This window comes from Aliirhizobium wenxiniae (genome assembly GCF_014201355.1).
In the GTDB taxonomy this organism is placed as follows: domain Bacteria; phylum Pseudomonadota; class Alphaproteobacteria; order Rhizobiales; family Rhizobiaceae; genus Neorhizobium; species Neorhizobium wenxiniae.
Window position 1 is genome coordinate 344197 of sequence record NZ_JACHEG010000003.1, and the last position, 11745, is coordinate 355941.

9 protein-coding genes are annotated in these 11745 nt (G+C 58.0%); 5 read left to right on the top strand and 4 right to left on the bottom strand.

What is annotated here, in order from left to right; genetic code table 11:
- Positions 1-72 precede the first annotated feature (72 nt).
- Positions 73-1557, top strand: coding sequence for an ATP-binding protein (locus tag HNQ72_RS17025; RefSeq protein WP_183993490.1), 1485 nt, complete (start codon positions 73-75; stop codon positions 1555-1557).
- Positions 1558-1572: 15 nt separating this feature from the next.
- On the opposite strand, the gene HNQ72_RS17030 is transcribed toward HNQ72_RS17025, so the two are convergent.
- Both HNQ72_RS17030 and HNQ72_RS17035 read right to left on the bottom strand, forming a co-directional pair.
- Complete coding sequence (locus HNQ72_RS17030) at positions 1573-2196, bottom strand: response regulator transcription factor (RefSeq protein ID WP_244654518.1); 624 nt, start codon at positions 2194-2196, stop codon at positions 1573-1575.
- Positions 2197-2365: 169 nt separating this feature from the next.
- Entirely contained in the window at positions 2366-2767 is a 402-nt protein-coding gene (locus HNQ72_RS17035; RefSeq protein ID WP_183993492.1) for a response regulator transcription factor, read from the bottom strand.
- Between the two features lie 613 nt (positions 2768-3380).
- Here HNQ72_RS17035 and HNQ72_RS17040 point away from each other — a divergent pair.
- Positions 3381-6116, top strand: a complete 2736-nt coding sequence (locus HNQ72_RS17040) for an ATP-binding protein (protein WP_183993494.1) — start codon at positions 3381-3383, stop codon at positions 6114-6116.
- A gap of 21 nt (positions 6117-6137) precedes the next feature.
- Here the strand turns inward: HNQ72_RS17040 and HNQ72_RS17045 are convergent, their stop codons facing one another.
- Complete coding sequence (locus tag HNQ72_RS17045) at positions 6138-6653, bottom strand: Dps family protein (protein WP_183993496.1); 516 nt, start codon at positions 6651-6653, stop codon at positions 6138-6140.
- A 325-nt stretch (positions 6654-6978) separates the two neighbouring features.
- Here HNQ72_RS17045 and HNQ72_RS17050 point away from each other — a divergent pair, with 325 nt between their 5' ends.
- From HNQ72_RS17050 to HNQ72_RS17060, 3 genes are read left to right on the top strand one after another with little or no spacing between them, the layout of a single operon-like run.
- Positions 6979-8025, top strand: coding sequence for a cation diffusion facilitator family transporter (locus tag HNQ72_RS17050; protein ID WP_210319628.1), 1047 nt, complete (start codon positions 6979-6981; stop codon positions 8023-8025).
- A gap of 25 nt (positions 8026-8050) precedes the next feature.
- Entirely contained in the window at positions 8051-10336 is a 2286-nt protein-coding gene (locus tag HNQ72_RS17055) for an FdhF/YdeP family oxidoreductase (protein WP_183993500.1), read from the top strand.
- A 55-nt stretch (positions 10337-10391) separates the two neighbouring features.
- Positions 10392-11069: an alpha/beta hydrolase gene (locus HNQ72_RS17060; protein ID WP_183993502.1), complete on the top strand. Its 678-nt coding sequence runs from the start codon at positions 10392-10394 to the stop codon at positions 11067-11069.
- A gap of 270 nt (positions 11070-11339) precedes the next feature.
- Here the strand turns inward: HNQ72_RS17060 and HNQ72_RS17065 are convergent, their stop codons facing one another.
- The gene (locus HNQ72_RS17065; protein WP_183993504.1) at positions 11340-11723 is read right to left on the bottom strand and encodes a winged helix-turn-helix transcriptional regulator; all 384 of its coding nucleotides are present in this window, start codon (positions 11721-11723) and stop codon (positions 11340-11342) included.
- Positions 11724-11745: the final 22 nt, after the last annotated feature.

Below are 11745 nucleotides of genomic sequence, written 5' to 3' on the forward strand. Positions count from 1 at the left end.
CCCTAGTTTTTGTCGCAGGATCGACCGCAGCCTCGAGCGCGGAGAGATCCGCAAAGCGGTTGCAGGTGGACGATGACGGTGCTGCAATTTGACGAATTCGAAATGGATACCCAGAGCCGGAGCCTCAAGAGAAGTGGCGGCGAAGTCCGACTGGGATCACGTGCCTTCGATCTTCTCGCGGCGCTGGCTTCGCGCCCCGGCGAGGTGCTGTCCAAAGCAGAGCTCATGGAGGCCGCCTGGCCGGACACCCATGTAGAGGAAAGCTCGCTTCGCGTTAACATCGTCGCATTGCGCAAGGCACTCGACGACGGAACGCGTTCGAAGATGATCGAAAACGTAGCAGGTCGGGGCTACACCTTCACTATGCCCGTGAAGAAACTCGGCGGTCATCGTCACCAGCCCACGGCGTCGAAGGCCGATCCCCTTCCCGGGGCATATTCCCGGCTTATCGGCCGCGAGCAACTCGTCGACAGATGGGCCTCCGAGATGGACTTTGGTATCTCGACTATCGTGGGGCAAGGCGGCATCGGGAAGACCTGCGTTGCCATACAAATAGCCCGAGAGATACAGGGCTCCTACGATGCAGTTTATTACGTCGATATCTCCGCCCGCCCACATGGCCCTCTTTCGCCGCTATCAGCCGCGCTGAAATCGGGAGATGTCACGCCCAATACAATCCAGAAAGCCATCGATAGTCTTTTTGGGAAGACCATTTTGGTCGTCCTCGACGGATGCGAAAGCTCGATTGATCAGGCCGCCGTGGTGGCTGAGGCCATTGCGTACCACAATCCAAATGTCGCTATCCTCGCTACTAGCCGCGAACCGCTTGGGATCATTGGGGAAAATGTGCTCCATCTTTCCGGCCTGACGATACCCGCCGAAAACGAGCGCGTGTCAGATGTAAATTCGTTTGCCGGGATCGAGCTCTTCGCTGACCGTGTGTCATTGGTCGCTGAGGAGTTTGCCATCGAAAGTCCCCGGGGCTTAGAACTCGCCGCCGAAATCGTGCGCAAAACAGACGGAAATCCGCTTGCAATCGAACTGGCCGCGTCTCGCGTTGCGGACCTTGGGTTGGAAAATCTGGTGTTGTCCCTCGACCGCCCGCTACGGGCCCTCCGTCGCGGCAATCGGACCTCCCATCCCAGGCAGCAGACGTTGAGGGCAAATCTCGATTGGAGTTTCGATCTCCTTGACGGGACAATGCAGACCGTTTTCGCAAAGCTTTCGATCTTCGAGGGCGAGTTCACGCGCGACATGGCCTTGGAACTCACAGGCTGCGAAATGGAGTTCTGGGAATTCGAGGAAGCGATCGACGGTCTAGTCGTGAAATCGTTGCTTTGCGGGCAGCTTAACTCAGGACTGTATTCGCTTCCGAGACTCGTCCGTGAATACGCCAAAGAAAAACTTACCTCTTCTGCAATGACCGAACGAGATTTCGCTATCGTGTCAGACGCCTCGGTCCGTCGCGAGAACGGGTACCAGAAAAGGCAAAACGCGGCCATCGTCCCTTCGCGGGCGTTGCAAGCAGTGTTCACGCCGGTCGGCAGAGCCGCCTGAACAATTAGCCTTACATCACTTCTGAGCCAGAAGCTCTGCTTTCTTAACAAGGTCGGCCACCGACCTGACGCGCATTTTCTTCATAACGTTCGACCGATGAAGCTTTACGGTGACCATGCTGATCCCAAGCTGTCCTGCTATCTGCTTGTTCATGAGGCCGTTTACGACCGCGCGCATAACCTCCACCTCTCGCGGAGTAAGGCTTTCCCAGAGCTTTTCGATGTCCGAACGCCCTTGGGATTCGGCCCGAATTACCTCGTCACGCTTGATTGCGCCCGTGACCGCGTCAATGAGATCCTGCTCGCGAAAGGGCTTAGTAAGGAAGTCGACCGCTCCGGCTTTCATCGCCCTCACGCTCATGGGAATATCTCCGTGCCCCGTGACCACAATAATGGGCATTCGGTTTCCGGCCTGCTGCAGATCCGATTGGAAGTCGAGACCGCTGGCTCCCGAAAAGCGTACGTCGAGGACAATGCAGCCGGGTGTATCCAGATCGTCGGCATCAAGAAGGGCGCGTGGCGAGTCGTACGCGATCGCATCGAGATCGATCGATTTAAATAGGTCTACTAATGCTACCCGCACTGACTTGTCGTCATCGACGACACGTATCAGCGGTGATGATGGAGGCTGCTCTTCCACGGATCGTCCTTTGCACACGCAAAGCCGATACCTTTTCGCCCTCGCCAGGGGAAGGAAAGCATCGCCTTTAGCCCAGACAAATTTAGACCGGGAACTTTCGCAAGGCAATTCTGCAGGGCCATACAAGCGGGGGATTTCAATACATTATGGCGATTGCATCCTCGGCCTATTACCTGCTCGCGGCGGCACGGTTCCATTTGGTAGATTTGGCAACCGCCGAGCGCACGGCTTCCAGAAAAGTTTCCGGCGGAAAGGGCTTCTCCAGGAAGTCGAAAGCGCCGGCCTTCGCCATTTCCACTTGAACAGTAGTCGCCATCAAAGCGGAAATGATGATTACCGGGGTGCCGATCCTGCGAAAGCGGAGCGTCCTGAGAAGGTCGAGCCCGCTCGTTTCGGGCATCTGAAAATCACTGACAATGCAATCACACTCGGAAATTCCCGGAGAGCGGAGAAAATCGGCGCCTTTGCCGAAAACCCGCGTTTGATATCCGCCACTTCTGAGGAGGTCTTCGATAGCCGACCTAACGCCTGCATCGTCGTCTATTACAGCAATAATGGAAGTCTCTATCACGAACCATTCCTTGGTAATCACAGCCCTTTACAGGACTGTGAATCCATCTGCGCAGGACTATCGACTTGAAAACCTGTGACGCGTGGACTGGTTCCGAGAGGACAGAGAGAGTTCAGCTTGTTTTTGCTGCTGTTTCGGCCGAATGCGCCTGGGAGAAAGCTTGGATTTAACAACATTTCACAAGCGTTAACTCATGTTTTCAGTGAAGCTGCCAGCAGACTCATAAGACCGAAATCTCACAGGCTGGACAATTCGGTGCCTTATTTGGAAGATCGCGAAGTCAGATGAAACGCACTGCTCAAAGTTCGTCCCGGCATTTGACGGACACCGTACCAAACGGCTTGCGCCTCGACACCGCTCGCCGCTCGACGAGGTGACCTCAGATGAATAGTATGCTCACACTGGTCTCCAGGCTTTACGGCTTCAATCGCGAGAGGGCCGTCCCCGCTATCACAGTGACCTTCCTAATTGACGGTCGCGGCGTGTTCCGCTGGATATCCGCTGAAAACGGATATCGCACGGCGAGCGGCCCCGAGATCTTCGGTGCGGTCAGAGCACACCTCCTGCGACCGTCTCCGGTCGCCCACTTGAATTGACTGGAGAGACCCTGCCGATGTCTCTCCTGCAGTTCGACGATTACGAGATAGATATAGAGCAAAGGCGGCTGACCGAACGCGGACAGCCGCTCAGACTAGGCGGTCGGGCCTTCGATATTCTCTCCACACTTGTCTCCCGCGCCGGGGAAGTCATTTCCAAGGAGGAGTTGATCAATCTCGTCTGGCCGACGACCACGGTCGACGAGGGGTCGCTAAGGGTTCATCTTGTGTCTCTCCGGAAGACGTTGGGCGACGGGGCAAAGCACTACATCGAGACCATCCCCGGCCGTGGATACGTGTTCGCCGGGAACGTGCAATCTTTGGCACGTAATGAGGGGGGGCAGGAACCGGACACCGCCGTCGTGACCGACTTGATGAGCGCCCTCCCCCGCATCCCAAGAAAGCTGGTCGGGAGAGACGAATTTATCGCTTCAACCCTGGAGCTACTCAAGACGGCCCGCCTTTTGACCATTGCAGGACCGGGGGGCATCGGAAAAACTTCAGTAGCAGTGGTTTGCGCGCACGCCCTCTCCGCAAGCAGACGGATCGTGTTTGTGGACCTCGCAGTGGTGGCAGACGGAGAAAAGCTCCTTCCATCCATTGCCAGCCAGCTCGGTCTTAATACATTCGGCGAAGACATCCTGCCCGGCATTCTGACAGAACTGTCGAAGACACAGACGCTGCTGCTGTTCGACAACTGCGAGCGCATCGTGGATGCTGCCGCAAATGTCGCGGAGGCGCTGCTGCGCAGTTCTCCCACTACCCAAGTGCTGGCCACCAGTCGCGAGGCGTTAAGAGCATCCATGGAAAGGGTGCGGCAGCTTTCACCATTGGAATATCCAATGGACGGGCGAGCCGCTCCAGATCCGGGGGAATACCCAGGCGTCGAACTGTTCATCTCGCTAGCCGCCCTCGCCGGCGACAACATCGACCTGACGGAGCCAGACAGTATCCAACTCGCCGCAGATATTGTCCGCAGGCTCGATGGAATACCACTTGCCATCGAGCTTGCGGCGGCGCGCTCGTTTGACATGGATCTCGCGACACTTCACCGCTCGGTCGCTGATCCGATAGCGGTGCTGAGACGCGGACGCAGGACCGCACCACCACGACAGCATACACTTCGCGCGACAATCGACTGGAGCTATTCGACACTCTCCGGCAACGAACGGGAACTTCTCCAGCGCCTTTCCGTCTTTGCGGGGACATTTTCACCGGAAGCCGCAATGGCCGTCGCAGGGAGCGAGGGATATGCTGAGGAGTTCCACGAAGCGTTCGATGGGCTGTTTCTCAAGTCTCTCCTGGTCGTGACACAACATGGCGGCAAGTTCAGACTGCTCGGAGCGACAAGAGATTACGCCCGTGAGAAGCTCGCGCAGGCTGAATTCGCAACATCATGCCGCCATTCTCACGCGGTGTACTGCCTTGATCGGACCCGTGTTGCTGAACGCGATTGGTCGACGGCTGATCCGGCGAAATGGCGATCGCTGAATACCGATCTGGTTCACGATCTACGCGCGGCACTGCTCTGGGCGTTTAGCGACGGCGGCGACGAAGACTTGGGAATACAGCTCACCGCGGCCTCCGATACCATCTGGGTGCAGTTCGGTCTGATCGCCGAACAACTAGCGGTCGCCGAGAGGGCTTTGAGATTGTTCGTAGAACGGGGCTTAGTTGATACAGCCCTCGAAATGAGACTCAGGATGTCCTACGGAAGCGCGCTGTATCACACGAAGTCCATAGAAAGGAACGCGGACGTCATCGCCGAGTACCATAGGGTCCTCGACCTGGCCGTCGCCGAAAAGAATACCGTAAAGCTTATGAGGGCAATTGTTGGGATCGCAGCTATTCAAACGTCAAACGGCGACTATCAAGGGGCCATCGACCTCGTAAACAGGTTCGATGGCGAGCTAGATACCATCGCCCCGCAGGCTCGAAGCCGCCTGCTCAACCACAACTACCACTATGTCGGTGATTTCAACAAAGCCATGGAGCACGCATGGATTGCTCTCAGCACGCAATGCAAGAGCATTGGCTCTCAGCCGAATAGCGGTAGTAGCTTCGATCCACGTATCAGCACACTATGCACAGTGGTGAAGACGCATTGGATCCAAGGACGTTACTCCGCGGCAAGGGCCGCGCTTAAAGATACCTTGGAAGAGACTGTAGCCCGCGATCACGCCATATCGACCTGTCTTTTTCTCGCGGCTTCGGCTTGCCCGACGGCGTTTGGCCTTAGCGACACTGCACTTGCAGCCGAGCTGCTGGGTATCCTCCGGGAGGTTTCGGCAAAAAACTCGCTTTTGAGATGGCGCGATTGGGCGAGCGGTTATGAAAGCGTTCTGGCGGCGCTACACACCCAAGACCGGGGTTCATTCCAGCGTTCCATGAACGGCATAAAGGGAGCGCCCTTCGAGAATTCCATCGTGATGGCCGGGCGGCTTGCCGACGACACCACCTTGCAAAGGATTGATCCGGTGGGAACCTGGTGCGGCTCGGAAGCATTGCGCCTTAGGGGCGAGTTGGCGATGCAGCACTCACCCACCCAAGGCCGTGCCTTACTCGTGGCAGCCTACGACCTTGCGGTGAGCCAAGCGGGAACGACATTCGAGCTGCGATGCGCGACCAGCATTCTCAGACACTCTCCTCCCGATCGGCTGGAGAGTGCTAGAAGCAGGCTTCTCAAGGTCATGGATTCCGTAGAATACGACGAACGGGTCGAAGACGTCACGTCCGCCAAAGCCTTGCTCTGAAGAGTGCGCACCTGCTGCGGTTCAGTTTCGGCGGCCGGACTCGAAAAGGAACCACACGCGGCCCTCGGCTTCATCGATCCATCCTTCGATAAGGCTCGTGGATGCAAAATCCCGGTGTTCGGCGGTCAACTCGTGCACCTCGCGCATGATACGGATCAACTGCTGGTTGTCGCTCTTGAGTTCGGCAAGCATATCCTCAGGGGTGACAAAGTCGGCGTCGTTGTCCGTAAGACGCTGAAGACGGGCGACATGGCCGACCGAGCGCAGTGAAGTACCGCCGACTTTGCGCGCACGCTCAGCAATGGCGTCGGTCATCGCGATCAGTTGGCCACCTTGATCATCGAGCATGTGATGAAAGTCTCGAAAGTGCTGCCCGGAGAGATGCCAATGGAAGTTCTTTGTCTTGAGATACAAGGTGAAGACATCAGCCAGCATGGCGGTGAGCGAGGCGGCGATGTCAGTGCGGGCGTTTCCTCCCAGATCGGTAGGGGTGGTGAGAGGTGCCTTGCGAATGCTCGTGGCGGGAACTTGGTCCATGATATGCTCCATCGGATAGGTGCGGACGGGAAATGCCGTGATGGATTTCGCCCTATGCTTTGGCGAGATTGCACCCGACTGGCGACGCGTTCTTGGACAATCGCGCCTCCGGGTACCCACACCTTTGTATGACTCGTAAACCTCAGCTGCCCGACTTAGCTCATTGGCAGGTTCAGCGTCTCGAACGGACGCCTCCGTTTCACGGTAGCCTTCGGACTCTCCTCCGAAGCCGTGAGCCCCTCCGTGGCTCGCCATAGACCGCCCCGCGACATCCGGGGCGGTCTTTTGCATTTTATCAGAAGTCAGCTTTCCCGGAGCCGCGACAGTGAACAGAACGCATCGCTTCAGCCTTCCAGGCAAACTTCGATCCGAACTTCGGATCGTCTTCATCGCACTCGCTGCCGATCTTGTGGTGGCTGCCCTCAAGTTCCTCGCAGCGAGGGAATCCGGCAGCGCTTCCATGTCCAGTGAGGGCGTCCATTCTTTGATCGACGCCAGTACCGAGATCATCCTTCTCTACGGTCTACTCGTCTCCGCAAAAAGGGCTACGCCGGAACATCAGCTTGGCTTTGGGCGCGAAGTCTTTTTCTGGAACTTTGTCGTCGCGGTGTTGATCTTCGCACTGGGCTCTGGAATCGCCCTACTTGACGGCATCCAACAGATGATGTCTCCGCGACCAATCGAGAACGTGGAGCTTAACTACATCGTCCTTTCCCTCTCGGGTGTGGCGGAGCTTGTTGCACTCTGGCTCGCCCTCGGCGGTGCCAACGCGAAAAAGGGCACGCAAAGCCTTTTCCGATCGCTTAGACGACGGCGTGATCCGACCGCCTTGACCATTTTGTTCGGAGGTGCCGCCGCCGTTCTTGGTCTCATCGCGACAGCCGTAGGCCTGTCTCTGTCCGTCGCGTCCGGGGACCCCCGTTACGACGGTGCTACATCCGTCGCCATTGCCCTCATCCTTTCGTTGACCGCGTTCAAACTGGCGGCCGAAAGCAAGTCGTTGTTGATCGGTGTTCCGGCCGACGAAAGCGTCGTCACGGCGATCCTTTCAGACGTGCGTGCCCGGGCCTCCGTCACGACGATAAATGGCATGGTCAGTGTTCACCTAGCTCCAGACCAATTGCTTGTCTCCCTGAGTATCTGGTTCGACGACAGCCTGTCGAAGAAGGGTGTCGAAGTCGAGATCGAAGGCATCGAGGAGGATTTGTACAAGACCTATCCGCAGATCGTCGCTCTTTTCATCAAGCCACAGACCCCCGCGCGGTACGCGGCACTTCACGGCGACGCCCCTTCAATCGCCACGCTCTGGCGGCCGTTGAGGGATGTGGCGCGGACAAAGGCGGCCCGACTGGAGCAAGCGGGAACAGATTGAATGTATTGGATAGCGGAGATCGAATATGCAGGATGAGCGTCCCGAAGGAATTGAGCGCTACGATGACCCGGCAGGCGGTTGGGGTGCGCTCAAGGCGGTCGCCAAGACACTGGCCCATCAGCAGGTCGTCGCTCAGGGAACCGCGACGCTCCTCAAGGCAAACCAACCGGAAGGTTTCGATTGCCCCGGCTGCGCTTGGCCGGATCCCAAGCATACCTCGTCATTCGAATTCTGCGAGAACGGTGCAAAGGCTATCACCTGGGAATCCACGGCCAGACGTGTCGGTCCGGAATTCTTTGAAAACAACACCGTTGACGAGCTCTGGACCTGGACCGATCACAAGCTCGAAGACGCCGGAAGGCTGACGTCGCCGCTCCTCTACAACCAAAGCCGCGACCGCTACGAGATCATCGAATGGGAAGACGCGCTCCACCTCATCGCGTCCGAACTCAACAAGCTGCCTGATCCGAATATGGCCGAGTTCTATACCTCCGGCCGATCCTCGAACGAAGCGGCATTCATGTATCAACTCTTCGTTCGCGCCTTCGGAACCAACAATTTCCCGGACTGCTCGAACATGTGCCACGAGGCTACGAGTGTCGGCTTGCCCAAGTCGATCGGGGTCGGCAAGGGGACGGTGACGCTCGAGGATTTCGATCACTGCGACGCGATCTTCTCCTTCGGCCACAATCCGGGCACTAACCATCCGAGAATGATGACGACCCTGCATGAGGCTTCGCGCCGAGGCGTACCGATCGTCGCATTCAACCCTCTCAAGGAGCGTGCTCTCGAGCGTTTTGCCGCACCTCAGAACCCTGTCGAGATGCTGACGCTGTCGTCGACACCAATAGCGTCTTCCTACAACCAGTTGCGCGTCGGCGGTGACATTGCAGCCCTAAAGGGCCTGATGAAAGCTGTGTTCGAGCGCGACGATGAGGACTTTCGCCGCGGCGGTTCGGGCGTGCTGGACCGCGATTTCATCGCCGAGCATACAGTTGGGTTCGAAGAACTCAGGAAAGAGGTGGAGGCCACATCGTGGGACAGCATCGTGGATGTCTCCGGGCTTTCGATTGAGGCGTTCGAGAGTGCGGCTGACGTTTATATCCATGCCAACAGTGTCATCGTCTGCTACGGAATGGGGCTGACCCAACACGAAAACGGCACGGCGAACGTCCAACAGCTCGCGAATTTCATGATGCTACGCGGGAACCTGGGGCGTAAGGGGGCAGGTATCTGCCCGGTTCGCGGACACTCGAACGTCCAGGGCGACCGCACCGTCGGGATCACGGAAATTCCCAACGATGCCCTCCTGGACGGAATGGAAAAGGCATTTGGCTTCCGGCCGTCGGGCGAGAAGGGGCACAATGCCATCGAGACGATCGAGGCGATTGCCGACGGTCGCTCCAAGGCGCTCGTCTGCCTCGGTGGAAATCTCGCCGTCGCCATGGCCGACCCGGACGCGACATTCGCAGCAATGCGCAAGCTCGATCTTGCCGTACACATAGCGACAAAGCTCAACAGGTCGCATCTTCTTGTGGCGAAGACGTCGCTTATCCTGCCGTGCCTCGGCAGGACAGATCTCGATACCCAGGCGTCCGGTCCCCAGTCGGTCACCGTCGAGGACTCAATGTCCATGGTTCACGCATCCAGGGGGTTTCTCAATCCGCCAGGTCCCCTCCTGCGTTCGGAGCCAGCTATCATTGCAGGGATCGCCAAAGCGACACTCGGCGATCGTCACGGCATCGATTGGGACGTACTTGTCAGCAATTATGATCGTATCCGCGAGAAAATCGAAATCGTCTTTCCGGACTTTCACGACTTCAACCGACGTGTACGCGTGAAGGGCGGCTTCAGGCTCGACGTTCCAGCTTCGTATCGCGTCTGGAAAACAGAGTCCGGGAAAGCCAACTTTCTGCTCTCTCCAAGTCTCGACGGCGATCGTCTTGTCGGGAATCGGCAGGCCCTGATGCTCACGACAATCCGCAGCCACGACCAATACAACACGACCGTCTATGGCCTCGATGATCGGTACCGGGGCGTGTTCGGCCGACGTGACGTCGTCTTCATGAACAAGACAGACCTCGCCGACCGCGGGCTTCGTGACGGCGACCTTATCGACCTGACCGCAACTCTTTCCAGCGAGCCGCGGAAGGCCAGCAAGTTTACGGTGGTGGAATACAACATCCCTAAGGGATCGGTGGCGGGCTATTATCCGGAACTCAACGTCGTCGTCACGCTCGGGCACTACGATCGCCTCTCAGGGACCCCGTCCTATAAGAGCGTGCCCGTGATCGTCTCCGCCGCGGCCTAAGCTTTTCAAGGGCCTCGCGTTCGCCGAACGCGTCACAGACGAAGGGTAGGAAGCCATGCGAGTTCTCAGGGATCTGGAATACAGCAATAGCCAGACGCTGGATGTCTACGTCCCGGACGTTCCCCGAGGGGCTGTTCTTCTGTTACACGGGGGATGGCCGGATGGCGACAAGAGCGACGAAGCTCTGCTCGCCGAACGCCTATGCAGATCGGGTATCCTGGTCTTCTCCGCGAACTTCGGCCTCGATCGAAGCGGGCCGAGCGGTCGCGCACTGAGCGACGCCATTGCGGCGCTTGGCTGGATACGCACTTCGGAGTTCGATCCTGATCCAGATAGCATCGCAGTGATGGGCGTCGGCACTGGGGGTACCGTCGCGATTGAAGTCGGTTTGAAAGAGGGTGTCCCAGTCGTGGGATGGTCTGCGTTAATTGATTTCAAAAGCTTTATGGACAGTTCCGCCACCCTCGGCGACAGCGATCACTTGCGTGACTACTACGGCGTAAACTGGGAGACCATCAAGGAAGCGGGCGAGCAGATACCGTTCCTAAGGGGTGTCATATTGGCGCTTGTGGCGAACAATCTTAGTCTCCTCGAGGCGACGAGCCCTCTGTGCAGGGTCGGTCCGTCCGCCGGGCGATGCTACTTTTCAACTCGACGGACGAGCTGGTCCCCGCAACAGGTGCGGGCATGCTGCTGCGGGCGATGGTTGAGGCGGACGTGCCTTGCACCGTAGACCTTATCGAGGGAAGCGCGCACGGCTCCGAGTACCTTCTCCGAGCACTTCCGGCGACCATACGGTTTCTCACATCAGCGTATATGGACGAAAGTGTCGAGGCGGCGGAACACGCCCACGATGAACAGGACGACTATCTGGTGGAGGCCCTTATGGAGACGTTTCCCGGAAGCGATCCCATTTCGCCCGGACACGTCGCCCACTGACGTCGCCCTGATTAAATCATTTGGGGTCGACACCAGATGTGCGTGGTTTGAGGGTGGCCCTAGCCTAGCCGTCGGCGGCCTCCTTGAAAGCCGGATCCCTGGCATCGAACTCCCGCTGGGAAGCCTCCACCTCTTCGAGGTGTTCCTCCGCCCAGTCGTGGAGGGCCTTGAATGGCTTGCTGAGCGTGTAACCCAGAGGCGTCGTCGAATACTCAACCCCGATGGGAGCGGTATCCAGGATAGTTCGAGCGACGAGGCCGTTACGCTCGAGCTTCCTCAAACAGACGGTGAGCGTCTTCTGGGTCATCCCTTCCACCTCACGGAGGATGGCGTTGAAGCGGGCTTTGCCGCCGCCTGCGCAGAGCGCGCCCAAGACCAGGATGGTCCACTTGTCGGCAACCTGATCGAGCAGGATCCGGTTCGGATAGATCGGCTTCTCGTTTGGCATCAGTTCCCTCGGCGAAATCTAG

What these genes read in the sequence shown, in the direction of transcription:
- HNQ72_RS17025 (WP_183993490.1), top strand. Translation starts at nt 73, where the DNA reads ATGACGGTGCTGCAATTTGACGAATTCGAAATGGATACCCAGAGCCGG.
- HNQ72_RS17040 (WP_183993494.1), top strand. Translation starts at nt 3,381, where the DNA reads ATGTCTCTCCTGCAGTTCGACGATTACGAGATAGATATAGAGCAAAGG.
- HNQ72_RS17045 (WP_183993496.1), bottom strand. Translation starts at nt 6,653, where the DNA reads ATGGACCAAGTTCCCGCCACGAGCATTCGCAAGGCACCTCTCACCACC.
- HNQ72_RS17055 (WP_183993500.1), top strand. Translation starts at nt 8,051, where the DNA reads ATGCAGGATGAGCGTCCCGAAGGAATTGAGCGCTACGATGACCCGGCA.
- HNQ72_RS17060 (WP_183993502.1), top strand. Translation starts at nt 10,392, where the DNA reads ATGCGAGTTCTCAGGGATCTGGAATACAGCAATAGCCAGACGCTGGAT.
- HNQ72_RS17065 (WP_183993504.1), bottom strand. Translation starts at nt 11,723, where the DNA reads ATGCCAAACGAGAAGCCGATCTATCCGAACCGGATCCTGCTCGATCAG.